The organism is Erythrobacter sp. S158, assembly GCF_057364915.1.
Genome location: NZ_CP200279.1, coordinates 2,793,335 through 2,816,610 on the forward strand (window position 1 = coordinate 2,793,335; position 23,276 = coordinate 2,816,610).

Genomic DNA, 23,276 nt, shown 5'->3' on the forward strand with positions numbered 1-23,276 from the left:
TTCAATTTCCATGTCGCAAAAGCCGATCAAGAAAGCAGTCTTTCCCGTTGCAGGGCTCGGCACCCGCTTCCTCCCCGCAACCAAGGCGATTCCGAAGGAATTGCTCCCGATCGTCGACCGCCCGCTGATCCAGTACGCAGTGGACGAAGCGCGCGAGGCGGGGATCGAGCAGATGATCTTCGTGACGGGTCGCGGCAAGACCGCGATCGTCGAACATTTCGACGTCGCCTACGAACTCGAAGACACGATGAGCGAGCGTGGCAAGGATATGTCGGTGCTCGACCCCACGCGCGCGACGCCGGGCGACATCATCACCGTGCGCCAGCAGGTGCCGCTCGGCCTTGGCCACGCGATCTGGTGCGCGCGCGCTATCGTAGGCGATGAACCCTTCGCGATCTTCCTTCCCGACGAATTGATGATCGGCAAGAAAGGCGGCACGGGCTGCATGAAGCAAATGGTCGATGCCTATGAGAAGACCGGCGGCAACCTTATCAGCGTGCTCGAAGTGCCGATGGAAGAGGTTTCCAGCTACGGCGTCATTGCGCCGGGCGCGCAGAACGGGGCGCTGACTGAAGTCACGGGCTTGGTCGAAAAGCCCCCGGTGGCCGAAGCGCCTTCGAACAAGATCGTCTCGGGCCGCTACATCCTCCAGCCTGAGGTGATGCGCGTTCTGGAAGACCAGGAAAAGGGCGCTGGCGGCGAGATCCAGCTGACCGACGCAATGGCCCGCATGATCGGCGACCAGCCGTTCCACGCGGTGACTTTCGACGGCAACCGCTACGATTGCGGCAGCAAGCTCGGGTTCGTGGAAGCGACGCTCGCACTGGCGCTCGAGCGCGAGGATATGGGCGGCGAAGTGCGCGCCATGGCGCAGAAGCTTCTCGGCTAGTCCAAAACGAAACGGGGCCCACCACAAGGGGGCCCCGTCCGTTTGCCTCAGATCGGCAGTTCTTATTCGGCGGCGTCTTCCGCCTCTGCATCGTCGCCGCCAAGACGCTCTTCAGCCTCCTGAACCTGCTCTGCGACATCGGCCATGATCTGCGTCAGCGACTTGTCGTTGGCAGGTTGCTGCACGCCTTCAGCTGCGCCTTTTGCAAGGCCGCCGATGGACGAGCCGTCGAGCCCGAGCTCCTTCATCAGCCCGTCAAGCACTGGCGCCTGTGCGCGGTAGGCGAGAGCAGCTGACACGGCGTCGGTGGCAAGGTTGCCAGAAGAACCGGACGCGCCGCCTCCGCTTGCACCGCCAGCGCCCGATCCGTTCGAACCGCCGCCATTGTTGGTGAGCCCGTCGACCTGGACGATCTTGATCGAATCGATCGCTTCCATCGGTTTCGCGCTTTCGCGGATCACCTCTGGCAGGACCTTGAGCAGCGCCAGTTTCGTCTGCAGGCTGATCTGGTCCATCGAGAGGATGTTCGCGGCCTCGTTGATGGCTTCCTGACCGGCTGCCTCGACCTCGAAGCGGATGCGGTCGGCTTCGGCGCGCAGCACCTCGGCGTCAGCCTCACCCTTTGCTTCGAGCCTCGCGGCTTCGGCGCGGTTGGTGGCTGCATCCTTCTCAGCTTCGGCCTCGACCTTGATGCCGATAGCGTCGCGTTCTGCCTGCTTGGCTGCCTCGATCAGTTCGATCTTCTTCTGACGCTCGGCAATCTCGCTTTCACGGGACGTTGCGACCTGTTCTTCGGCGGCAACGGCTTTGGCGCGGGCCGCGTCTGCTTCGGCCTTGGCCTGGCTTTCCTCGCGCGACTTGTTCTGGACAGCGATCTGCTGTTCCTGACGGGCGATTTCGAGAGCGCGCTGTTGATCGATGCGGGCTTCTTCGACGAGGCGATCCGCCTCGATCTGCTGCGCGTCGACCTGCTTTTTCGCCTCGATCCGGGCAGCGTCGGCTTCGCGCTGGCGCTCTGCCTGTTCGCGGGCGATTTCAGACGTCTGCGAAGCCCTGCGCACCTCGACCTCACGCTCCTGCTGAAGGCGGGCATATTCAGTGTCACGCCCGATCTCGAACGAACGCTGATCGGCCTCGAGGTTCTTCGTCTCCATCTGCACGCGCGTGTCCTGCTCGATATCGTTACGCAGCTTCTTGCGCGCCTCGATCTGTTCGGTGAGCTTGGTCAGACCCTCGGCATCGAAGGCGTTGTTGGCGTTGAAGTGCTCGATACTGGTCTGGTCGAGACCGGTGAGCGAGACCGATTCAAGCTCCAGCCCGTTCATGGCAAGATCGTTCGACGAGACCTGCTGCACCTTCTGAACGAAGTCGGCGCGCTGTTCGTGCAATTCGTTCATGCTCATCCCCGCCGCGACCGAACGCAGCGCGTCGACGAATTTACCTTCGACGAGGTCCTTGAGCATTTCAGGCTGCATCGTGCGCATACCCAGCGTTTGCGCAGCCATCGCAATGGCGCCCGCATCGGGCCGAACGCGGACATAAAATTCCGCCTTCACGTCGATCCGCAGACGATCGAGCGTGATGAGCGCCTCACCATCGCGGCGCACGACCGCAAGCACCAGCGTGTTCATGTTGACCGGCATTGTCTCGTGGAAGACCGGCAGCACCAGCGCGCCGCCATTCATCACGACTTTTTCGCCGCCGACACCGGTTCGCACGAATGCGATTTCCTTCGATGCCCGGCGATAAAGGCTGGTGAGTACGACGAAGATGATGAGCAATACAAGAAAGCCGAGGCCAATCCAGATTGCAAGATCGAGTAAGTTTTCCATTTTCCCTCCTGTTTGGTGAACCGCGCTGGCTGTCGGGGAGCGCGCGGCATGTGATTGATCCCGGTTCGCGTCAGTGAGTTTTCATCAATTCAGGGCCAACATCGGGTTTTCGTATTGAACGGCGTAAAATGTCTCGCCCTCGCGGCGCACCAGCATGACGGTCTCGCCTTCGCTCAGGATGGCGCTGGGATCATGCGGTTCGACCATGACGAAATGCGGGTGGCCGTGCCGGTCGATCACCTTTGAGCGCGCGGGGCTGCCGGCGCGTGCGCTGCCGATCTGTATCTCGGCATCGCGGCGAACGAGGCTGTCTAGCCCCACTGCGCTTGTTTCATCCTGCGGGAGCAGGCGCGCGAGCGGACGGGTAAGCGCTCCTGTCACCGGCAGCGCGACCGCTGCGGCCACCGGGGCGGCGAGCCACATGGGCGCAGGCGCGCCGATCGTTTCGATAAGGGTCTGCTGACCTGCGACGCCGATTGCGGCGAACACGAACAGCAGAATGGCGAGCCAGATCAGGAATGGCACACGGCCAATCCCGAGCAGGCTGACCAGCGAGGCAAAGAACCCGGTCGGTTCAAGCCCGTCGGCATCGAGGTCGAGGTCGATATCCGCGTCTGCGCCGTCGAACATGTCGCCCATGCCGATCACCTGCGCGAGCGCGATGAAGATCAAGAGGATCGCAGCGCCTGCAAAAGGCAGGTTGTGCGGTTCCAGCAAAGTCATGTGAGCACTCCCTCCCAAGAAGCCCTCGCGTCAGCGCTACAAACGCAGCCGATTCCCTCGACCAGCATAGTCGAATTCGCGGCTCCGCAGCAGTTAAATGCGAAGCGTTTCCAAACTTTTCCCATGAATTGTCGATTAACACATATTGTGTGAAAAAGACAGATAAATCGTATATTGCAGCGCAATAATTCGTGATTAAAACTTTATCTTGTCTGTATACCTTGTAATATTGCGCGCGCCTCCCCATATCGGGGGCTTAGGCAGTTGGGCTCCCTCAGCGCTTTGCCGCGATTTTCCTACATCGATGACGCTTGATAGGCCGGGTGCATGGCACCCTCGCACGCCAACACTTCTGGAAGGGTAAATGCGGCGCGCCGCGAGGTGGTCGGAGCGGGTGACACTTTCTCGGCACAAGGTCACGGTTTTGCGAGCGATGTCGACGCTTTTGGCCGCTACAGTGACACTTTGCGCGCCCAGAATGACACAATCACGGTTTTGCCCCTGGACCGTGTAACATGCGGTCCACTTCTCGGCTTCGCGAAGTCCCAGAGCCTCTGCGAATCAGCTTGCCGTGATCCTCACTGGCAGCGTCTTGAGCCCGCCGACAAAGGTGCTGTTCGCGCGCCTCGCCTCGCCCGCAGGCTCCACAGCCTCCACCCGGTCGAGCAACGCTTCGAAGAGCAGCCGCATCTCAAGCCGCGCCAGATGCAGGCCAAGGCATTGATGCGCACCGGCCCCGAAGGCGAGATGACGATTGGGAGAGCGCGCGGCATCGAAGCGGCGCGGATTGTCGAACTGCGCGGGGTCGTGATTGGCGGCGACATAGTTGATCATCATCCAGTCGCCCTTGCGGATCAGCTGCCCGCCCACTTCGACATCCTCGGCAGCGGTGCGCATGAAGTGCTGCACCGGGCTGGTCCAGCGGATCGCTTCCTCGACGATACCGGGGAGGAGCGAACGGTCGGCCTTCACCTTTGCGAACTGCGCAGGATCGTTCGCCAGCGCCATCATCGCACCCGCGGTTGATGCGCTGGTCGTATCGTGCCCGGCGGTTGCCACGATGATGTAGTAGCCCGCCATGTCGCGCGGCGGCAGCGGCTTGCCATCGACGGTGGCGTTGGCAATCACGCTTGCCACATCGTCGGTGGGATTGGCGCGCCGCTCCTCGGCAAGCTTGGCGAAGTAGTCCTCGAACGTGGTCACGGCCCCGGCGACAAGCTGCACGACCTGCTCGGGCGACATGTTCTCAATGCCGCTGCCCGAAAGGTCGGCATCCTGCCCGCCGAACAGCTGCTGCGTGAGCATCTGCATGCGCGGCTCATCCTCGGGCGGAACGCCGAGGATCTGCATCACGACGCGCAAGGGGTATGGCCCGGCGACCTCCTTCACGAAGTCGAGTTCGGGCCCCGCCCCGATCATGCGGTCGACCGTCTGGTGGGCAAGCGCGCGGATCTCGTCCTCGATCTGCCTCAAGTTGCGCGGCATGAACCAGTCTTGCGTCAGCTTGCGGTATTTCGGGTGGATCGGCGCATCGAAGACCACCAGCGAATCCACCAGCATGTCCGACCCCGTTGCCGCGCGGCTGAACTCGGTCGCCTGACGGGTGGAGAAGACGACCGGGCGCGGATTGTTGAGGAAGGTCGCGTTGTCCTTCGAGATGCGCATCACGTCTTCGTATCGGGTGACGAGCCAGAAGGGCTCGAAGCTGTCATCCTCGGCGACGATCTTTGCGACCGGGCTCTCCTCGCGAAGCCGGTCGAACAGGTCGAGCAGCGGGTCCCACCTCGCATAGCTCTCCGGCGCGATGACCGCGCGCGCATCGTCATGGGCGAGGACGGCAGGCTCGCTCACGCCTCGGCGCTCTCTGCCGCCTTGGCCGCGAACTCGTCGCGAAGCTCGCGCTTGTACAGCTTGCCGTTCGCTTCGCGCGGAAGCTCGGGGCGGAAGTCGAAGAGCCGGGGCATCTTCACGCGGCTGAGGTTCGGGGCAAGGAAATCGCGCAGCTCCTCTTCGAGCGCTTCGCCCGCCTCGTCCATCGTCATGGGTTGCACCACCGCGACCACCTTCTCGCCAAGGTCGGGATCGGGTGCGCCGATAACGGCGGCGTCCATGACCTTGTCATGCGTCACCAGCAGGTTCTCGATCTCTTGCGGGTAGATGTTGACCCCGCCCGAGATGATCATGTGGCTCTTGCGATCGGTGAGATAGAGGAACCCGTCCTCGTCCACATGCCCGATATCGCCCAGCGTCATCCAGCCCTTGGGATGCATGGCGTCCTTCGTCTTGTCGGGGTCGTTGTGATAGGTCGGCAGCAGCGCGTTCTCGAAGTAGATGAGGCCGTCGGTGCCCGCCGAAACCTCCTCGCCATCCGGCCCGCAGATGTGGAGCGTGCCGTAGATCGCGGGACCGACGCTGCCGGGGTGGCTGAGCCATTCGGGGCTCTTAACCAGCGTCATGCCGATACCCTCGGAGCCTGCATAGTACTCGTTGATGATCGGCCCCCACCACTCGATCATCTCGCGCTTGATCGGCACCGGGCACGGCGCTGCGGCGTGCAGCGCGCGCAGATGGCTGGAGAGGTCGTAGCGGGTACGGATTTCGGGATCGAGCTTGAGGAAGCGTACGAAATGGGTTGGCACCCACTGGCTGTCGGTGATCTTGTAGGTCTCTATCGCCTTGAGCGCAGTCTCGGGTTCGAACTTCTCCATCACCACCACGGTCCCGCCAAGCCGGTGAACTGTCGAAGCCCAGCCGATGGGGGCTGCGTGATAGAGCGGGGCGGGGGAGAGATAGACCATCGAGCCATCGGTCGGCATGCCGGCGCCCATGATCGCGAGCCCCATGAGCGGGACCGCCGCCTGCACATCGGGATCCTCGGGAGGGGCGGGGCGAATACCCTTGGGCCGCCCTGTCGTGCCCGAGGAATATAGCATGACGACGCCCGCGCTCTGGTCATCGATTGGATCGGTTGGCTGAGCGTCGAGCGCGCTTGCGAAGTCCTCGTCCCCGCCACCATCGGCGATAAGGACTTCGAGGTCAGGAAGCTCTTCGCGAACACCTTCGAGCACGTCGGCATAGTGGGTCGAGGTGATGAGGATCTTCGCCTCGGCATCCTTGATGATGTAAGCGACCTCGGGCGCAGTCAGGCGGGTAGAGATCGGCACAAGCATCGTGCCCGAACGCTGCGAGCCCCAGATGAGGGTGAAGAACTCGATCCGGTTCTCAAGCAGGACCGCAAACGCATCGCCCTCGCCAAGCCCCCTAGCGCGCAGCAATTGGGCGAAGCGGTTGGCAGCTTCGTCCATTTGCTTAAAGGTCATCTGCTCGCCGCTGCCGGCCATGATGACTGCCGGATGATCAGGACGGTTCGCGGCGTGCGCGATCGGATGCATGCTCATGTTCTCTCCCATTTGCAGCGCCGCGCCCGCGTGGGGACGAAGGGCAGCGCTTCTCTCTCGAGCAGGAGATTAACGAGGCGGCAGAGCCACTCAAGCGAAATCGGTTGCAAGAAGGAGACTGAACGAAGGCGCACCACGGGCCTGCCGAACGCGCAAAAAAAGGCGGCGGGAAAACCCGCCGCCTATACTCGGACACCCTCTCCAATGTCCGACCCGCTTCCAGGCGGGCAATCTGTTCAGAGCGGCTTAGGGGCCGCCAACGCCGACCCGGCGGCGTCCCGGAAGCATGTCGCTGCGCTCCTCGGCCATCTGGATCTGCTCTTCGGTCTCCACCATATAGGGAATTGGATTAACCGCAACCCCATCTACTCGGACCTCGTAATGGAGGTGCGGGCCGGTCGAGCGGCCGGTCGAACCGACATAGCCAATCACGTCGCCCTTCTTGACCCGGTCGCCAGCAGCGACCGCGAGGCGCGACATGTGCGCATAGCGCGTTTCAAGGTCGGCGCCGTGGTCGATGCTTATGTAAAGACCGTAGCTCGAGAACCAGTCCGCGCGGCCAACGATGCCGTCAGCGGTTGCGTAAATCGGCGTACCGGTCGGAGCTGAAAGATCGACGCCCTTGTGAGCGCGGCGACGGCGCAGAACCGGGTGGTTGCGCATTCCGTATCCGCTGCTGAGGCGCGCGCCTTCGAGCGGCATGCGCGACGGAATCGAAACAGTCGAGCGTTCGAGCACCGTGGGCGCAACGCCGGATGCCTGCGGGCCCTTGTTGTCGAGAGCCGACCAGCTCGCGAACAGCTCGGTGAAGCGTTCGTCGTTGCTGGCAAGACCTTCATCCTGCGCTTCGAGCGCGGGCTCTGCCATGTCGGCTGCTGCTGCATTGGTGGAAGTGTTTGCAAGGGCAGGGCTTGCTGCCATCAAGCCCGCGGCGGCGCAAAAAGCGGCGGCGATCTTGGAAACTGGTCGCGAAATGCGCGAAATCATAATGACCCGGTCCTGACTGGCGTTCTCGCCATTGGTCTGAAGCACACGCGAACTTTTTTTGTTTTTGACGGAACCTTCGCGATCCCGGAAGCGTATGCAATTTTGTAATGGCGAACTCTGCGCCTTGGTGCGGGGTCAGTTATCGGTGCGATTCGTTAATTCGCAACATCTTCATAAAAGTCTCGCGATAGACCGGCTGCAAGACGCGCTGAGTCGTTGAACGGTGGTTTAATGGGCCCGCGAAAGTGGGCGCTTACCAGCGTTTTCCATGCTTCGGACGGCACTTGGCCGCTAGATTCGACAACTTTCAAAAAGTGCTTGGTGCCAAAGCCCACATGACGAATTTCGTCGTCAAGGATGCGGGCGAGGATTCTTGCGCCGTGCTCGTCGCCTGCGGCCCGGACGCGCTCAAGAGTTGCAGGCGTGACGTCAAGTCCGCGTGCTTCGAGCACCATGGGAACCACCGCAAGACGCGCAGCGACGTCGTGGCGCGTGTCGTGCGCCGCCTGCCATAAGCCGCCATGTGCCGGGAGCGCCCCGTAATTACTGCCGAGGCGTTCAAGCTTGCGTGCCAGCAGTGCGAAATGCATCGCTTCGTCTGCCGCAACCGAGAGGAAGTCCGATACGAATTCCTCTCCCATCTGCTCGCCGAATCGCCCTGCCATATCGAGCGCGAGGTCAATCGCGACGAATTCGATATGGGCAAGACTATGCCACAGGGCGATTCGCCCGCGCTCCGATCCGAACTTGCCGCGCTTGGGCATTCGGTTTGGCGCAAGCAGCTCAGGCCGTTCGGGCCGGGCGGGCTGCGATGGCATCGTGACGTCAAATTCGAACGCCAACGCACCCTTGCGCCAGCGGCGCGCGACATCGCGCGTGGCGAAGCACTTGGCGCGCGGCTCCCCGGTCAGGAGCGCGGCCCGAATGGCCGAAGCGACACTTTGCATAGAGGTCAGAGCGCTTTGGCAGCCGCCAGCACTTCCTCTGCGTGGCCCTTGACCTTCACCTTGTTCCAGACCTGAACGATCTTGCCGTCGGCATCGACGAGGTATGTCGTGCGGACCATGCCCATGAAAGTCTTTCCGTACATCTTCTTCTCGGTCCAGATGCCGAGAGCATCGGACAGGCCGTCTTCTTCCGAGTCGGTCGCAAGCGGTGTGGTCAGGTCGTGCTTGGCGATGAAGTTCTGGTGCTTCTTGGCCGAATCCTTGCTGACGCCAAGAAGCTCGACGCCTGCCTTGTCGAATTCAGGCTTGAGCGCGGTGAAGTCCTTCGCCTCGGTGGTGCAGCCGGGCGTGTTGTCCTTGGGATAAAAGAACACGACAAGCTTCTTGCCTTTGAAATCGGACGGCTTGACGGTCCCGCCATCGGGAGTGCCCATTTCGATATCGGGCATCGGGTCGCCTGCCTGGGGTAAATCGCTCATCAATCCAGCTCCAATGTCTGTTCGAAACTTTGCGCCCAGCTGCACGCGACAACCGCGCGCGCCTGATCGAGCCGGGCTTCGAGGTCCGCGTAGCTATCGCACTGACACGCTCGTGCAAGCGCTTTTGCGGCGGCGGGTGGGGGCTTTGAGCCATCGGGAGCGAGCAGGCGGCCAGCAACCAACAGATCGGTCATGAGATCGTAGGAAGGCCACAGGTCCTCTCCGACTAGTCCAGCCCGCATCATTGCAGGAATTGCCTTGGCAAAGTCGGGTGCGAGCATGTCCGGGTTCTCAGCCGCCAGTTCAGCCGCGTGGCGCAGTTGCAGGAAGTGGACGAGAAACTCGACATCGACGAGACCTCCACGCAGCAGCTTGACGTCAAGATTGCCGCGCGCCGGTTTATGCTGCGCGATATCGGCGCGCATCTTGAGCACGTCTTTTCGCAAGCTCGCGGGATCGCGCTCCTGACATTGCACCTCGGCAATAACGGCGTCGACTTGCGCGCGGGCGCTGTCAGACCCTGCCAGCACGCGAGCGCGGTTGATTGCCATATGCTCCCAGGTCCACGCGCTCTCGCGCTGATACTTGGCAAAGGCTTCGACCGACACGGCGAGCGGTCCCTGATTGCCTTGCGGACGCAGCCTCGTGTCGACCTCGTAGAGCACGCCCTGCGCGGTCGGTACCGAGAGAGCAGCGCTGACTTTGCTCGAAAGGCGGTTGTAATAGAGCGTCGCGCCCAGCGGCTTCTCTCCGTCGGACTGATCGGAAAATTCGCCTGTGAACAGGTAGATCATGTCGAGGTCCGAGGCATGCGTGAGAGCGCCGCCGCCGAGCCTTCCGAGGCCGACAATGACCAATTCGCTCTCGTCGATCTGCCCGTGCCTTCGTGCGAATTCGCGCGCCGCAGCTTCGCGCGCGACGTTGATCGCGGCTTCGGCCGTGTCTGACAGCGCGGCGCCGATTTGCGAGGGCTTGTATTCGGCAGTGATGAGGCCGACGCCTAATGTGAAGCGCGCCTCGCTGGTTATGTGGCGGATGCAATCGAGTTGCGCTTCGTAGTCGTCGCGCTCAGGTCCCCGGCGCATTTCTTCCAGCGTCGTCTCGAACAGATGCTCGAAATCGATCGGCTCGCGGTCGATCAGCACGTCGAGCGTTTCGGGCCGCCTTGCAAGCTCATCCGCCAGAATCGGTGAGAGCGTCAGCGCTGCGACAAGCCGTTCGAGCACGTCCGGCTCGGCGGCGAGCAATCGGAACAGTCGGATAGCCGAAGTCGTGCGCTCAAGGATGCCCTGCCACCGCGCAAGCGCGCGCTCGGGATCGTCGCTCTTGGCAATTGCCTTGAGCAGGCCAGGCAGCATGCGGTCGAATGCCTCGAGCGCCTGCGGGCTGCGGATCGCGGCATAGCGGCCATCGCGCCATTCCTCGATCCGCGCAGCCAGGCTCTCCGGATTGTCGAAGCCGAGAGCTTCGAGTGCGGCGGCGCGCTCGGTCGGTGGAGGCGCGCTCGCTACAGTACGCTGCTCTTCGCCGATCAGCTCCTCGTAGATCGCTCCGGTTCGCTCGGTCAGTTCGACCAGTTCCTCGACCAGTATCGCACCGCTTTCGATCGCGTCGAGCCGCGCGACACCGTCAAGCGCCCCTGCTTCGGGGAGCGAATGGGTCTGGCGGTCGTTCACCATCTGGAGGCGGTGTTCGATTTCGCGTAGGCGATCATAGCCCTCGCCGAGCACCCTTGCTTGATCGTGCTCGATACGACCCGCAGCCGCCAACGCGTCGAGCGCCTCGCGCGTGCCTCTGACGCGCAAGGAAGGGTCTCGCCCGCCGTGGATCAACTGGTGCGTCTGGGCGAAAAATTCGATCTCACGAATGCCGCCGCGCCCGCGCTTGATGTCGAAGCCCGGTCTAGGACGCTTGGGACCGTCGTAGCTTTGCCGGATGCGCAAGGTGAGGTCGCGGATTTCCTCGATTGCTCCAAAATCGAGAGCTTGCCTCCACACGAAGGGCGCAATCTCGGCGAGGAATTTTCGGCCCGCCTCGATGTCACCTGCCGCGGCGCGGGCGCGCACGAAGGCGGCGCGTTCCCATGCGAGCGCCTGTCCCTGATAATGCGTGAGCGCCGAGCTGCGCGGGACGACGAGCGGGCTGATCTCGGCTGCGGGGCGAAGCCTCAAATCGACCCGCAGCACATATCCCTCCGGCGTGTTGTCGGAGAGGACCTTGATGATCCGCCGCGCATATCTTTGGGCTACCTCGCCGGGATCATCGCTCTCGCGGCGCGGGAGGGTTTGCGGATCGTAGAGAAGGATCGGGTCGATGTCAGAAGAGTAGTTGAGCTCGCCTGCCCCCTGCTTGCCCAGCGCAAGCGCAATCATGCCATCGCTTCTATCTTCGCCGGTGCGCTCGACAATTGCGGCGCGGATCGCTTTGTCGAGCGCGTGATCGGCGAAATGGCTGAGTTCGCCCATCACACGCGCGAGCGGAAAGGCGCCTGCGAGATCGCCAATAGCCAGCGCCGTTGCGAGGCCGAGCCGATGGCGGCGAAGCGCGATGTCGACATCATCGTGATCCCCGCGCGCCCTCGCCCATTCCAGCGCGGCTTCGCCCTGACCATCGGCGAGCAACTTCGCAAGATCCCCCTGACGGTCGAGCGAACGTGCAAGGAAGGGCGCGTATTCGCGCGCGCGTTCGATCGCTCCGGTCCAGTCGGGCTCTGCCATGCGCAATCCTTTGGCCGCACGCCTGCGGCGGCGCAAGCCGCTTGCTAGGCACCGCGCGCTCTGCAACAAGCCGCGCTCACAGACACGTCATTCGAATGCGAGAGAGGAAATTTCGATGATTAGACGGGCAATGGCGCTCGGCGCTGCTGCACTGGCGCTCGCGGGCTGCGACGCGATGATGGGTACAGGCGAGGAAACGCCCGCGCTCGACATCCCCGAAGTGGAAGCCGGAGACATTTCGCAGGCCACCATGGTCGACATCACCCGCGAACTTTCGAGCGATGAATTCGAGGGCCGTATGCCCGGAACCAAGGGCGAGGAACTGACCGTCGCCCTGCTCACCGAGCGCTTCGAAGCTGCAGGCCTCCAGCCCGGCAATGGCGACAGCTGGGTGCAGGAAGTCCCGCTGATCGAGATCACCGGCAAGAACTTCGCCCCGCTTACCATCACCAATGGCGAGACCGATCTCGTTTACGATTTCGGTGCTGAATGGGTCGGCGTTACTTATCAGGAAGAGGCTCGCACGCAGCTTGCGAACAGCGAGATGGTCTTCGTCGGATACGGCATCAACGCGCCCGAGCGTGGCTGGAACGACTATGAGGGCGTCGATGTCACCGGCAAGACGGTCGTGATCCTCGTCAACGATCCCGACTACGAAACCGAAGGGCTTGAAGGCACCTTCAACGGCCGCGCGATGACGTTCTACGGGCGCTGGACCTACAAGTATGAGGAAGCCGCGCGCCAGGGTGCGGCAGCCGCGATCATCGTCCACGACACCGAGCCTGCAAGCTATGGCTGGAATGTCGTTGAAAGTTCGTGGTCGGGCCCGCAGGCCTATGCCGCACGCGGCGACAACCCGCCGCCGCTGACCAAGATGAATGGCTGGGTCCAGAAGGACGTTGCGCGCGAGATCCTCGCCGCCGCTGGACAGGACCTCGACGAGCTGTCCGCAGCTGCGAAGACCGAAGACTTCAAGGCGGTCGAGCTCGGCATGACCGCATCGACCAGCTTCGAAAACGATTTCCGCACCTTCAGCTCGCAGAACGTAATCGGTGTACTGCCCGGATCAGAAGCGCCCGATGAATACATCATCCACACCGCGCACTGGGACCACCTTGGTCGCTGCACGCCTGCTCCTGATGGCGACGACATCTGCAACGGCGCGGTCGACAACGCGACCGGTACGGCTGCGCTCGTTGCGCTTGCAGAGGCGCATGTGAAAGCGGGCGCGCCGCGTCGCAGCCTCGTCTTCCTCGCTGTCACCGCAGAGGAATCGGGCCTGCTCGGCGCCTATTACTACGCGTCGAACCCGGTCTTCCCGCTGGACCAGACCGTTGGCGGGATCAACATGGACGCTTTCCTTGTTGCCGGACCTTCGCAGGACGTGACCGTCGTCGGGCCCGGCAAGTCGCAGCTCGACGACTTCCTCAACGCCGCGCTCGAGGCCGACGGACGCACCCCCACTCCCAATCCGAACCCCGAAGCTGGCTACTATTACCGCTCCGACCACTTCGCATTCGCCAAAGAAGGCGTGCCGATGCTTTATGTCGACGGCGGCGAGGATCTGGTCGAGGGTGGCCGCGAAGCGGGTGCGGCGCTAGCAGCCGAATATCGCGCTGACCGCTATCACGGGCCGAAGGACGAGTTCGACGAGAACTGGGACTGGTCGGGCGTGATGCAGGACCTTCAGCTGTTTTACCGCATCGGCCGCATGATGGCGATGAGCACCAGCTGGCCGAACTGGAACGATGGCGATGAATTCCGCGCCATCCGTGATGAAAGCTGTGCCAGCGCCGAAACTGGCTGCTGAGCCACACTGACCTAGCGAAGCCGATCCATGACCAAACTGATGCCTCCTGAATGGGCGCCGCAGGACTGGCTGTGGATCGGTTTCCCGCACCTGGCCGAGGAATGGCCGGGCTGGCTCACGCCTGCACAGGAGCAGATCGCGGCTTTCGCTTCCGCTGTGGCGGAAAGCGGGCAGGAGGTTCGCCTGCTGGTTCGCGATGCCGACAACGAGGCCCGTGCAAGTAGCCTTGTAAGTGAGAAGGTCACTCTGGAGCGGCGGACTTACGGCGACATTTGGTTGCGCGATACAGGACCACTTATTGTCTCAGACGGCGGCTCGCGGTCGGCGGTCAGGTTCGGTTTCAATGGCTGGGGTGGCAAGTACCTGATGCCCGGCGATCGGACGATCGGCGAGGAATTGGCTCGCGATACGGGCCTGCCGGTCGAAAGCTCAACCATGATCCTCGAAGGCGGGGCGCTGGACGGCGATGGCACCGGGCTGGTCGCGACGACCGAGCAATGCCTGCTCAATCCCAATCGTAACAGCGGGATGACCCGCGAGGCAATCGAAGCTGAGGTCAAGGAGATGCTCGGCTTCGACCGCGTCCTTTGGCTTGGCGACGGATTGATGTGCGATCACACCGACGGCCATGTCGACAATCTCGCCCGGTTTGTCGGGCCGAACCAGCTGGTCGTACCGCATGCGACGGGCGATGATGATCCCAATGCGGCGATTTATGCCGATGCCAAGGCGCGCGCAGAAGCTTTCGGGGTCGAGGTGGTCACGATCCCCTCGCCCGGGCTGATCGAGCGCGACGGCATGATCGAGCCTGCAAGCTATGTGAACTTCGCAATCACCTCGAATCTCGTGGTCGTGCCGACATTCGGCTCCCCACACGACGAGGAAGGCGTGGCAGCAATCGCCGAGCTGTTCCCGGACCGGGACACGGTCGGATTGCCCGGCGATGCCGTGCTGGCAGGTGGCGGGGGCTTTCACTGCGCGAGCCAGCAAATGCCCTCCGCAGGCTGAAACTTAACGCCGCGTTAGGAATTTTGCGCGAGTTTGCTCTTTCATGAGCAAAGCCGTCGCCATCACCCGCACCGCACTCGCCGAAGCGCGCCGCCGTCAGGCCGAAGCGCTGAGCAGCGTCATCGTGCTCGGTTGCGGCGCTGCGCTGATCCTCGCGGGACAGGCGCTGCCCCTCTAAAGCAGCTTGGCCGCTGCACCCACAGCCGCCGCTCCCAGCACCAACCCCGTCGAAACCTGCCACTGGCGCGCCGTCACGTGTCCATAGGCCCTGTGCCCGAACCAGTCTCCGACAAGCACTGCGGGAAACAGCGCGAGCGCAAGCGCAGCCTCGCGCCATGACCCGATGCCCAGCACGATGAAGAAAAGTGCCGAGAGCGGGGTGAGCACGACGAAAATCGCCATCATCGATGCGCGTGCGCTTGCGGGTGGAAGGCGGCCTCTGAGGTAGAACGGCGCCATTCCCGGCCCCGGCATCCCTGCAAAGCCTCCGAAGAAACCGGTCGCGAGGCCGGATATCGCCATGGCCGGTCTGCGCGGCATGACCACTTTGCCGAGTGGAACGACGACCAGCACGAATGCTCCCAGCGAAACCGCTGCGATCATGACCCGCGCCCAGTCGGGCGGCAAAGCGACCAGAGCCCATAGGCCAAGAGGCATTGCCGCAAGTGCAATCAGGGTAATTGGCACAGCCGAGCTATCTGCATCGCGGCGAATGCGGCCGATGTCGGTTAGCCCGATCAGAAAGAGCGAGACGATGCCCACAAGCACCGCCGAAGACGGATCAATTGCCAACTGAAGCACAGGTACGAGAATGACCGAGAGGCCGAACCCTGCAAGGCCGCGCACGAAGCCTGCCGCAATAGCTGCGGCGACAGCAACGAGAATCGCTTCAGGAGTAAATCCGAACATGCGCGCGCTCAAATCAGCTTGACGAGCGCAGCGACAGCGGCAGCTCCCAGCACCACTCCGACACAGGCGCGCCATACCGGATCGCTGACCTTGCCGAACGCAAGGCTGCCAATCCAGTTGCCGAACAGGACCAGCGGAAAGAGCGCCAAGCCAAGGACCAAAGTGCGCCACTCGAGCACTCCGATAGCCGCTCCCGATCCGATACCGGCCAGCGCGGCGATGCCGAAAATGCCGATCATCGAGGCTTTCGCGGTCGTTCGCGGAATGTCGCGTCCGACATAGTAGGGCACGACCGGAGGGCCGGGCATGGCCGCAAAACCGGTGAGCAAGCCTGCTGAAATGCCCACTGCTCCCGTCGTCGCGGCACCCGGTTGTTGCGCGCCGCGCTTTGGAAGCAGGATCGCAAAGAAGGCTGAGAGCGCGATCAGCGCAATGAGCAGGCGGGCCAGATCCTGCGGTGTTGCATCGAGCAGGATCAGTCCCGGCGCGGTTGTAATCAAGACGAGCACCCCAATCGTAAGCGCGCTGCGCTCTGCTTCTCGCAAGATCAGGCGAATCTCGGTGAGTGCGAGCAGCCCTGCCATGATGTTAATCGCGAGCACCGCTTGAACCGGCGTCAGCGCCAGCGCGAGGATTGGCACCAGCAATATGCCGAAGCCGAATCCCGTTAGCCCGCGAATGAATGCCGCCCCGAGCGTCGCCGCAACAGCAACCGCGATCTGGACCGAAGTGAAGCCGGCCAGAAAGTCCGCGACCAGTTCCAAGACTTAGCCGCGCAAATCGGGCGGCATCGCCGCATCGCGCAGCATGGTGATGGCTTCATCGAGGCTCATCACGCGCTGCTCTTTCTCGCCAAGCGTGCGGACGGCGACCGTGCCTTCCTCGGCCTCGCGCTTGCCGACGACCAGCAGGTGCGGGACCTTGGCAAGCGAGTGTTCGCGGACCTTGTAATTGATCTTCTCGTTTCGAAGATCGCTTTCCACGCGAATGCCAGCTGCCTGAAGCTTGGCGGTTGCCTCGTTCGCATAATCATCTGCATCCGAAACGATGGTCGCGACCACGGCCTGCACGGGCGCGAGCCACGAAGGCAGGCGCCCGGCGAAGTGCTCGATCAAAATGCCGATAAAGCGCTCATACGAACCAAAGATCGCGCGGTGAAGCATGACAGGGCGATGCTTCTCCCCGTCCTCGCCGACGTAAGTTGCATCGAGGCGGTCGGGCAGCACGCGGTCGCCCTGGATCGTGCCGACCTGCCAGGTCCGCCCGATTGCGTCGGTAAGGTGCCATTCGAGCTTGGGGGCGTAGAAAGCGCCTTCGCCGGGCAGTTCTTCCCAGCCGTATTCCTCGTTCATCATGCCGGCTTCGCGCACGGCATCGCGCAGTTCCTGCTCGGCCTTGTCCCAGTCCTCGTCGGAACCGAGCCGCTTCTCCGGGCGCAGTGCGAGCTTGATCGCGAAGGTGAAGCCGAAGTCCTTGTAGACGTCGGCAGCCAGCTTGCAAAAGGAGCGAACCTCTTCAACCACCTGGTCCTCGGTGCAGAAAATGTGCGCGTCGTCCTGCGTGAACTGGCGCACGCGCATAAGGCCGTGGAGCGCGCCATGCGGTTCGTTTCGGTGGCAGCAGCCCATCTCGCCAAGGCGGATCGGCAAGTCACGATAGGACGTGATGCCTTGCTTGAAGACAAGGACGTGCGCCGGGCAATTCATCGGCTTGATCGCCATCCAGTCCGCATCGTCGGCGACCTTGGGCGAGGCTTCCGCTTCGCCGCTATCGTCGACGTCGGGTACGATGTCGGGCACCGCGAACATGTTCTCGGCGTATTTCCCCCAGTGCCCGGACTGGGTCCATTGGCGCACATCCATCAGCTGCGGCGTCTTGATCTCGCGATAACCACCGCCGTCCATCTTGCGGCGCATGTAAGCCTCGAGCTCGCGCCAAATGCGATAGCCCTTAGGGTGCCAGAAGACGCTCCCATGCGCCTCCTCCTGCAGGTGGAAGAGGTCCATCTCGCGGCCAAGCTTGCGGTGATCGCGCTTGGCGGCTTCCTCGAGCCGGTGGAGGTGAGCGTTCAATTGCTTCTTGTTAAGCCAGCCCGTGCCGTAGATGCGCGTGAGCTGAGCATTGCGCTGGTCGCCGCGCCAGTATGCGCCTGCAACCCGCATCAGCTTGAAGGCCTGCGGGTCGAGCTTTCCGGTCGAGGCGAGGTGCGGGCCGCGGCACATGTCGAGCCAGTCGTCACCCGACCAGTATACCGTCAGCTCTTCGTTTTCAGGCAGTTCCTTCGCCCATTCGGCCTTGAAGCTCTCGCCCTCGCTCTCCCACTTGTCGATCAGCTGCTGGCGCGACCAGACCTCGCGGCGCAGCGGCTTGTCGGCCTTGATGATCTCGCGCATCTTCTCTTCGATCGCGGGAAGATCATCCATGGAAAACGGCTCACGCGAGGCGGGCGCCATCACGTCATAATAGAAGCCGTCATCGGTTGCAGGACCGAAGGTGATCTGCGTGCCCGGATAAAGCGCCTGCACCGCTTCGGCGAGGACGTGGGCGTAATCGTGGCGCGCGAGTTCGAGCGCTTCTTCCTCGTCCTTCGAGGTAATCAATGAGAGTTCAGCGTCCCCCTCAAAAGGCCGGTTGAGGTCGCGAACTTCGCCGTCGACACGTGCGGCGAGCGCAGCCTTGGCGAGGCCCGGCCCAATCGCGGCGGCCACATCGGCAGGCGTCGAGCCCGCTTCCATTTCGCGCACCGATCCATCGGGCAGGCTGATCTTGAGCAATTCGGTCATTCTTCAAATCCGTCTCGTTTCGCCGCGCCCTGCCACAAGCAGGCTCGCACCGGAAGGGCGGTGTGTCAGTCTTTTTGCGATTTCGGGAGGACACCGCGCCACCCGAAACCGGGTGGCGAGAGCGCCGAGCCTAGCCCAGCCGCGACCGCCCCCGGAAAACCGAGGTTGTCGTGGTGGTAGTTGTGGTCAGCGTCATGCCCATGGCCCGGTAGATAGCGATCCATGGTTGCATTGTCATTACGCGAGTTGCGCAACCAGAAAACGGAAAGCCTCCGCTCCACTTTGGAAAGCTCGCTTGACATTACCGCGAAACAATGACAAGTGTCCTTTCCATAGTTGAAAGGAAGCTTTACCAATGACTGAGCAATCCAAATCTCTCCTATGGGCCGCGATCATTATCGCAGCCGCGCTCGTCTGCCTTGGCATCGACCTGAACACTGGCGCATCGTTCGGTGTGATCAGCGGATTGTCGGGGGCTGCATGGGGCTCGCTCAGCAGCGACTTCAGCTGCGGGCGGAGCTGCGTACTATGACGCAGCTAGAGGGAAATGCATGGCGTACGCCCGGCCCGTGGGTCGGGTTGACCATCGGCACCGCCGCCCCGATCCTCGCTCTGGCATCTGCCGGCGCGATCGGGACCGGGCTTGCCGCAGGACTCATGATCGTGCCGCTCGCCCTCGCCATTCAGGTGGTGCGAACCATCAGGAACCCGGTCGAGGTGCAGGTTTATGGCAGCGAAGCGATGCGGACCTACAACAAGCGGATGCTTGTCGCGAGCATGGCTTATGCCGCTGGGGTCATGTGCGGGGTTGGGCTTTACAATAACGCCGAGCTCAGCAGGCCGCTCGCCTTTGTAGCAGCACTCCTTCCGACCATTCCTGCGCTCGCAATGGTGTGGGCGATGGGGCGTTACCTCACAGAAGAAACCGACGAATATCTGCGCCACCGCGCCAGCCTGTCGGCCATGATCGGCCTCGGTTTCGTGTTGGTGGCTGGAACCGTGTGGGGCTTCATGGAGACCTTTGGCGTCGCACCGCATGTGTGGGCCTGGTGGGTCGTTCCGATCTTCGCCATCGGCCTTGGCATCGGCCAGGTCGTGATCTCGAGAAATGAACGGTCGCAAGGAGACGACGAATGACCAAGCAAAACAGCAAGGCCGTAAACCGGTGCTTGGTTGCCGCGGTCTCTTCGGTACTCAGCGCGCTGGCGCTCCTGTTCCTTTGGAAGTCCAACGCCATCAACACCACGACCGCCTACATCCTTGCGATTGTCCCGGTGAGTTTGATGATCTTCGCTTTCGTCAAGTCACTGCGCGGTGCAGCGCGAAGTGGTCCTGCGGCCCAACGCTATCTCACGCGCATCGCGATTACGATGGCGTTTTACCTCATCACGCTTTTCATGGCCGAACACTTCATTGAAGACCGCGGGGTGACGGGGCCGCTCGCCGTACTGATCGCGCTCTTACCGGGCCTTTCCTTTGCAGGTGTTATCTGGATTTTCGGCGCGCTGATTGTCGAGGAAAAGGACGAGTTCTACCGTCTGCTTTACGTGCGGCAGGGCCTGATCGCCACCGGCATTGCATTTACGCTCGCAGCAGTATGGGGCTTCCTTGAGACCTACAACATTGTCGAATCGGTCGCCGCGTTCTGGTGGCCCACGATCTGGTGCGTCGGCATCGCCATCGGCGCGGTCGCAAACAAGATCAAATACGGCACATTCGGTGAGATCCGATGAACAACCGCCTCAAGGTCCTTCGCGCCGAGCTGGACTGGAGCCAGCAAGATCTAGCCGACCGGCTCGGCGTTAGTCGGCAGAGCGTGAACGCGATCGAGAAGGGACGGTATGACCCGTCGCTTCCCCTCGCATTCAACATCTCCGAGGTTTTCGGCCTCCCGATTGAGGAAATCTTCAGCCGAGACTGAGCGCAAAACGAAAAGGGCGGCAATGCACTTGCCGCCCTTTCCAAAATTCAGTCTGATTGCCGCTTACGCAGTCGCGGGTTGCGGGATGCTCGCCACGGGTGCGGTCTCGCCTTCGGGCTGCGGCATCTCTTCCTCACCCTGCTTGTTCTTGCGTATCCGGTTGATGGCATAACCGCCCACTCCGAGCGCGATCATGGCCGGAATGCTGAGGCGGCTCAGAACGAACGGCGCCGCTGCGCCAAGCACCGCGCCTGTTGTTCCACCGATATTCTTAGTCTGGTTTGCGAGTTTGCCGCCTGCGACGGCGCCGATAATCTTACCAAGCATTGCATGTCTCCTTCTGCCTTTGCGAACAGAAGAGAAGCGCGATTGGTTCCAATTATCAGGCGTCTAGGGTGTTGCTGCCCGCTTGCGTGGTGATGCGCTTGGTTCCTGCAAGCTGCGTTGAGCGCTGGCGGATGCCCGAGACAAAGCGATATTCGGTTGTCGCAGCAGACGGCGTCAGCTCGACAGTCATGTAGCCGCGCTGCGAAGTATCAGCCCAAAGCAATTCGTCATTGGCTCCAACGACGCCAGCTGCGAGCGTTTGCGGCGGGATAGCAGCGAGATAGCTCTCGAAGCCCGGCGAGCTGACCGAGCAGACACCAAGCTCGACGCCGACACTCTCACCTTCATGGCCGAGATTGAACGCCCAGCCATTATGCGTATCGCCCGCCAAGACGAGCAGGTTCGCATCGGCGGCAAGCGCAGTTTCGAATACGCGGTCGCGCGCGGCAGGGTATCCGTCCCATGCGTCCATGTTAAGCGGAAGGCCGGCCTCGGCAGCGAGCGACGAGGCGATCAGACGACGACGCGCATAATCGGGCAGGCTATCGCCAATCAGCTCGAGCATGCCGCGCGGCGAAGAAAGCTTGCCCATCAGCACCTGCTGCACGAGAACCTGCCACGTCGTACCGCGCGCCTTCGACGATTGAAGCGCCTCTGCCAGCCACTGCTCCTGCGCAGCGCCCAGCAGCTGGCGCTCCGGATTGGCGTAATCTGCCTCTCTAAACGCGGCGAGGGCGGCGATCATGGCCTGCGGGTTTTCCTGCCCCTCGATGATCTTCGCGATGCTGAACTGCTCTTCGCGCCCCTCGAGGCGGGTGTCGAGACGGAACAGGGTAGCAAGGTCACCGATATCATATGCGCTGTACGGCTCATCCGAGACAGGCATCCACTCGCGATAGACGCGCTTCGCCACGGCCTTGCGAACCGACCACTCGCCCTCAGTCTCGGGCTGATGGTTTTGAGCACCATCTTTCCAGCTGTCATTGGTGCTCTCGTGATCGTCCCAGACAGCAATCATCGGGAGGACCTGATGCAAGCGCTGAAGATCGGGATCCTTGCGATAGGTCGCATAGCGCAGCCGGTAATCGGCTAGCGCGACGATCTCGGTCTGGGGCATAAGACTGCGGTCCGGATGCCGATTATTCGCGTCGGGATAGGTGTCGCCGCCATACTCGTAGATGTAGTCGCCAAGGTGCACGGCGAGGTCGCAATCGTTTGCCTCGGCCGCATGGGCATAGGCGTTGAACCACCCAAACCCGAAATTCGAGCACGAGAAAACTGCAAGCTTGAAGGAGGACGTCGGCCCTTGCGGCAAAGTGCGCGTGCGACCGACCGGCGACATCGAGCCGTCGGGGGCGACGAAGCGGTAAAAATACCAGCGGTCAGGGGTCAGGCCGCTCGCTGTTGCCTTCGCGCAAAAGTCGCGATCAGGGCTTGCCATGACTTGCCCTTCGGCGGCCACGCTAGAGAATTCGGCCGTTTCACTGATCTGCCACTCGAGCCTTGTTTCATCGTCCGAGACAAAACGCGTCCACAGCAAGACGCTGTCGGCCTTCGGTTCGCCGCTGGCGACCGAGTGCGTGAACCCTGTCCCGAAGGTTCGGGCGGTTGCCGGGGTGGCCGCTATTGCCGCCGTCGCGCCAGCAAGCGCGAAAATACCTCGGCGAGTGACTGCCGTGGCTGAGTGGTCATTCGGGCGAGCGGGCTGTCCAGCGGGTTCGGTCTTGATCATGCAAAGCGCGATATAGCGCAGTTTTTTCGTCATCGTGACAACTATTGCACCGACCCCTTCGGTAAGGGCATGAAGTCGCGCAATGATTGACACTCAATTTCACGAAATGCCCGATGGCACTCGCATCGCGCATCGCTTTCACTCTGGCGAAGGCCCTACCCTTGTTTTTCTGCCCGGCTACATGTCGGACATGGCTGGCGGGAAGGCGACCGCGCTCTTTGGCGAGGCACAAGACAAGGGGCGCGCTGCCCTTCTTCTCGACTATTCGGGCTGCGGTGAGAGCGATGGCGAGTTCGCCGACGGCTCCCTCTCCAAGTGGCGCGACGAAGTGCTTGCTTTGATTGAAGCGCGTGTCACTGGCGACGTGCTGCTCGTCGGCTCCTCGATGGGCGGGTGGCTCATGCTGCTTGTGGGGGAGGCGCTAGGTGATGGACTCGCTGGCATGATCGGGATTGCCCCCGCGCCCGATTTCACCCGGTGGGGATATTCGCCCGAGCAACGCGAGACGCTCGCTTCCGGCGGGATCGTCCTCGAAGACAATCCCTATGGCCCCGAGCCGACCCCTACGCATCCCGGCTTCTTTGCCGATGCCGAAAGGCTGCTCAAGCTTGAGAAAGAGATCGCAATCGAATGCCCGGTGCGCCTGCTGCACGGCCAACGCGATACGGACGTCCCTTGGGAAACTAGCATTCGGCTTGCCTCGGCTTTGCGTTCGGACGAGGTACAGCTTTGCCTCATCAAGGACGGAGACCACCGGCTTTCGCGCGAATCTGATATTGCGCTGCTGAAAGCTCAGGTCGACGGTTTCTACTAA

At 62.3% G+C, this 23,276-nt stretch carries 22 protein-coding genes; 9 read left to right on the top strand and 13 right to left on the bottom strand.

Features of this window, described 5'->3' with window-relative positions:
• The first annotated feature begins 10 nt into the window (after positions 1-10).
• Positions 11-889 carry a UTP--glucose-1-phosphate uridylyltransferase GalU gene (gene galU / locus AC0V6T_RS13650; protein WP_486127725.1) on the top strand — a complete coding sequence of 293 codons (879 nt, stop codon included), beginning with the start codon at positions 11-13 and terminating at the stop codon, positions 887-889.
• Positions 890-951: 62 nt separating this feature from the next.
• Here galU and AC0V6T_RS13655 read toward each other — a convergent pair whose 3' ends face one another.
• The 8 genes from AC0V6T_RS13655 to glnE form a co-directional block, all read right to left on the bottom strand.
• Positions 952-2,721, bottom strand: a complete 1,770-nt coding sequence (locus AC0V6T_RS13655; protein ID WP_486127727.1) for a flotillin family protein — start codon at positions 2,719-2,721, stop codon at positions 952-954.
• An 84-nt stretch (positions 2,722-2,805) separates the two neighbouring features.
• A complete protein-coding gene (locus tag AC0V6T_RS13660; protein ID WP_486127729.1) occupies positions 2,806-3,444 on the bottom strand; it encodes an OB-fold-containig protein in 639 nt (212 codons plus the stop codon).
• A 561-nt stretch (positions 3,445-4,005) separates the two neighbouring features.
• Complete coding sequence (locus AC0V6T_RS13665; RefSeq protein WP_486127731.1) at positions 4,006-5,295, bottom strand: cytochrome P450; 1,290 nt, start codon at positions 5,293-5,295, stop codon at positions 4,006-4,008.
• Positions 5,292-6,836 carry an acyl-CoA synthetase gene (locus tag AC0V6T_RS13670; protein ID WP_486128611.1) on the bottom strand — a complete coding sequence of 515 codons (1,545 nt, stop codon included), beginning with the start codon at positions 6,834-6,836 and terminating at the stop codon, positions 5,292-5,294. The genes AC0V6T_RS13665 and AC0V6T_RS13670 overlap by 4 nt, the downstream gene beginning before the upstream one ends.
• 252 nt (positions 6,837-7,088) lie before the next feature.
• Positions 7,089-7,874 (bottom strand): M23 family metallopeptidase, encoded by a 786-nt coding sequence (locus tag AC0V6T_RS13675; protein WP_007165885.1) that lies wholly within the window; start codon positions 7,872-7,874, stop codon positions 7,089-7,091.
• Positions 7,875-7,984: 110 nt separating this feature from the next.
• Complete coding sequence (locus AC0V6T_RS13680) at positions 7,985-8,776, bottom strand: ferritin-like domain-containing protein (RefSeq protein WP_486127734.1); 792 nt, start codon at positions 8,774-8,776, stop codon at positions 7,985-7,987.
• Positions 8,777-8,781: 5 nt separating this feature from the next.
• Positions 8,782-9,255 carry a peroxiredoxin gene (locus tag AC0V6T_RS13685; protein ID WP_486127736.1) on the bottom strand — a complete coding sequence of 158 codons (474 nt, stop codon included), beginning with the start codon at positions 9,253-9,255 and terminating at the stop codon, positions 8,782-8,784.
• A complete protein-coding gene (gene glnE, locus AC0V6T_RS13690) occupies positions 9,255-11,972 on the bottom strand; it encodes a bifunctional [glutamate--ammonia ligase]-adenylyl-L-tyrosine phosphorylase/[glutamate--ammonia-ligase] adenylyltransferase (RefSeq protein ID WP_486127738.1) in 2,718 nt (905 codons plus the stop codon). The genes AC0V6T_RS13685 and glnE overlap by 1 nt, the downstream gene beginning before the upstream one ends.
• A 115-nt stretch (positions 11,973-12,087) precedes the next feature.
• On the opposite strand from glnE, the gene AC0V6T_RS13695 reads away from it, so the two are divergent.
• The 3 genes from AC0V6T_RS13695 to AC0V6T_RS13705 are packed head-to-tail and all read left to right on the top strand — an operon-like array spanning position 12,088 to position 14,968.
• On the top strand, positions 12,088-13,782 hold the full coding sequence (locus AC0V6T_RS13695; RefSeq protein ID WP_486127740.1) for a M28 family metallopeptidase: 1,695 nt from the start codon (positions 12,088-12,090) through the stop codon (positions 13,780-13,782).
• Between the two features lie 27 nt (positions 13,783-13,809).
• Entirely contained in the window at positions 13,810-14,790 is a 981-nt protein-coding gene (locus AC0V6T_RS13700) for an agmatine deiminase family protein (RefSeq protein WP_486127742.1), read from the top strand.
• A gap of 43 nt (positions 14,791-14,833) precedes the next feature.
• Positions 14,834-14,968 (top strand): hypothetical protein, encoded by a 135-nt coding sequence (locus AC0V6T_RS13705; RefSeq protein WP_486127744.1) that lies wholly within the window; start codon positions 14,834-14,836, stop codon positions 14,966-14,968.
• On the opposite strand, the gene AC0V6T_RS13710 is transcribed toward AC0V6T_RS13705, so the two are convergent.
• The 3 genes from AC0V6T_RS13710 to thrS are packed head-to-tail and all read right to left on the bottom strand — an operon-like array spanning position 14,965 to position 18,482.
• Positions 14,965-15,699 carry a sulfite exporter TauE/SafE family protein gene (locus tag AC0V6T_RS13710; protein ID WP_486127746.1) on the bottom strand — a complete coding sequence of 245 codons (735 nt, stop codon included), beginning with the start codon at positions 15,697-15,699 and terminating at the stop codon, positions 14,965-14,967. The two genes, AC0V6T_RS13705 and AC0V6T_RS13710, sit on opposite strands and share 4 nt — an antisense overlap.
• Before the next feature lie 8 nt (positions 15,700-15,707).
• Positions 15,708-16,463, bottom strand: coding sequence for a TSUP family transporter (locus AC0V6T_RS13715; RefSeq protein ID WP_486127748.1), 756 nt, complete (start codon positions 16,461-16,463; stop codon positions 15,708-15,710).
• A 3-nt stretch (positions 16,464-16,466) separates the two neighbouring features.
• Positions 16,467-18,482: a threonine--tRNA ligase gene (thrS, locus tag AC0V6T_RS13720; RefSeq protein ID WP_486127750.1), complete on the bottom strand. Its 2,016-nt coding sequence runs from the start codon at positions 18,480-18,482 to the stop codon at positions 16,467-16,469.
• Between the two features lie 355 nt (positions 18,483-18,837).
• On the opposite strand from thrS, the gene AC0V6T_RS13725 reads away from it, so the two are divergent.
• From AC0V6T_RS13725 to AC0V6T_RS13740, 4 genes are read left to right on the top strand one after another with little or no spacing between them, the layout of a single operon-like run.
• A complete protein-coding gene (locus tag AC0V6T_RS13725) occupies positions 18,838-19,014 on the top strand; it encodes a hypothetical protein (protein ID WP_007165874.1) in 177 nt (58 codons plus the stop codon).
• A complete protein-coding gene (locus tag AC0V6T_RS13730; protein ID WP_486127752.1) occupies positions 19,011-19,619 on the top strand; it encodes a hypothetical protein in 609 nt (202 codons plus the stop codon). The genes AC0V6T_RS13725 and AC0V6T_RS13730 overlap by 4 nt, the downstream gene beginning before the upstream one ends.
• A complete protein-coding gene (locus AC0V6T_RS13735; protein ID WP_486127754.1) occupies positions 19,616-20,215 on the top strand; it encodes a hypothetical protein in 600 nt (199 codons plus the stop codon). Before AC0V6T_RS13730 ends, AC0V6T_RS13735 begins: the two co-directional genes overlap by 4 nt.
• Positions 20,212-20,403: a helix-turn-helix transcriptional regulator gene (locus AC0V6T_RS13740; RefSeq protein WP_486127756.1), complete on the top strand. Its 192-nt coding sequence runs from the start codon at positions 20,212-20,214 to the stop codon at positions 20,401-20,403. The genes AC0V6T_RS13735 and AC0V6T_RS13740 overlap by 4 nt, the downstream gene beginning before the upstream one ends.
• 63 nt (positions 20,404-20,466) lie before the next feature.
• Here the strand turns inward: AC0V6T_RS13740 and AC0V6T_RS13745 are convergent, their stop codons facing one another.
• Together AC0V6T_RS13745 and AC0V6T_RS13750 are read right to left on the bottom strand one after the other, a co-directional pair.
• On the bottom strand, positions 20,467-20,730 hold the full coding sequence (locus AC0V6T_RS13745; protein ID WP_486127758.1) for a hypothetical protein: 264 nt from the start codon (positions 20,728-20,730) through the stop codon (positions 20,467-20,469).
• Between the two features lie 55 nt (positions 20,731-20,785).
• Positions 20,786-22,462: an alkaline phosphatase D family protein gene (locus AC0V6T_RS13750; protein WP_486127760.1), complete on the bottom strand. Its 1,677-nt coding sequence runs from the start codon at positions 22,460-22,462 to the stop codon at positions 20,786-20,788.
• Between the two features lie 82 nt (positions 22,463-22,544).
• Between AC0V6T_RS13750 and AC0V6T_RS13755 the strand changes: the two genes are divergently transcribed.
• Positions 22,545-23,276, top strand: a complete 732-nt coding sequence (locus tag AC0V6T_RS13755) for an alpha/beta hydrolase (RefSeq protein ID WP_486127762.1) — start codon at positions 22,545-22,547, stop codon at positions 23,274-23,276.

Bases quoted from the DNA above. Each gene is read 5' to 3' on its own strand.
- galU (WP_486127725.1), top strand. From the start codon at position 11: ATGTCGCAAAAGCCGATCAAGAAAGCAGTCTTTCCCGTTGCAGGGCTC.
- AC0V6T_RS13655 (WP_486127727.1), bottom strand. From the start codon at position 2,721: ATGGAAAACTTACTCGATCTTGCAATCTGGATTGGCCTCGGCTTTCTT.
- AC0V6T_RS13660 (WP_486127729.1), bottom strand. From the start codon at position 3,444: ATGACTTTGCTGGAACCGCACAACCTGCCTTTTGCAGGCGCTGCGATC.
- AC0V6T_RS13670 (WP_486128611.1), bottom strand. From the start codon at position 6,836: ATGCATCCGATCGCGCACGCCGCGAACCGTCCTGATCATCCGGCAGTC.
- AC0V6T_RS13680 (WP_486127734.1), bottom strand. From the start codon at position 8,776: ATGCAAAGTGTCGCTTCGGCCATTCGGGCCGCGCTCCTGACCGGGGAG.
- AC0V6T_RS13685 (WP_486127736.1), bottom strand. From the start codon at position 9,255: ATGAGCGATTTACCCCAGGCAGGCGACCCGATGCCCGATATCGAAATG.
- glnE (WP_486127738.1), bottom strand. From the start codon at position 11,972: ATGGCAGAGCCCGACTGGACCGGAGCGATCGAACGCGCGCGCGAATAC.
- AC0V6T_RS13695 (WP_486127740.1), top strand. From the start codon at position 12,088: ATGATTAGACGGGCAATGGCGCTCGGCGCTGCTGCACTGGCGCTCGCG.
- AC0V6T_RS13700 (WP_486127742.1), top strand. From the start codon at position 13,810: ATGACCAAACTGATGCCTCCTGAATGGGCGCCGCAGGACTGGCTGTGG.
- AC0V6T_RS13705 (WP_486127744.1), top strand. From the start codon at position 14,834: ATGAGCAAAGCCGTCGCCATCACCCGCACCGCACTCGCCGAAGCGCGC.
- AC0V6T_RS13710 (WP_486127746.1), bottom strand. From the start codon at position 15,699: ATGTTCGGATTTACTCCTGAAGCGATTCTCGTTGCTGTCGCCGCAGCT.
- thrS (WP_486127750.1), bottom strand. From the start codon at position 18,482: ATGACCGAATTGCTCAAGATCAGCCTGCCCGATGGATCGGTGCGCGAA.
- AC0V6T_RS13725 (WP_007165874.1), top strand. From the start codon at position 18,838: ATGACTGAGCAATCCAAATCTCTCCTATGGGCCGCGATCATTATCGCA.
- AC0V6T_RS13730 (WP_486127752.1), top strand. From the start codon at position 19,011: ATGACGCAGCTAGAGGGAAATGCATGGCGTACGCCCGGCCCGTGGGTC.
- AC0V6T_RS13735 (WP_486127754.1), top strand. From the start codon at position 19,616: ATGACCAAGCAAAACAGCAAGGCCGTAAACCGGTGCTTGGTTGCCGCG.
- AC0V6T_RS13740 (WP_486127756.1), top strand. From the start codon at position 20,212: ATGAACAACCGCCTCAAGGTCCTTCGCGCCGAGCTGGACTGGAGCCAG.
- AC0V6T_RS13745 (WP_486127758.1), bottom strand. From the start codon at position 20,730: ATGCTTGGTAAGATTATCGGCGCCGTCGCAGGCGGCAAACTCGCAAAC.
- AC0V6T_RS13750 (WP_486127760.1), bottom strand. From the start codon at position 22,462: ATGATCAAGACCGAACCCGCTGGACAGCCCGCTCGCCCGAATGACCAC.
- AC0V6T_RS13755 (WP_486127762.1), top strand. From the start codon at position 22,545: ATGATTGACACTCAATTTCACGAAATGCCCGATGGCACTCGCATCGCG.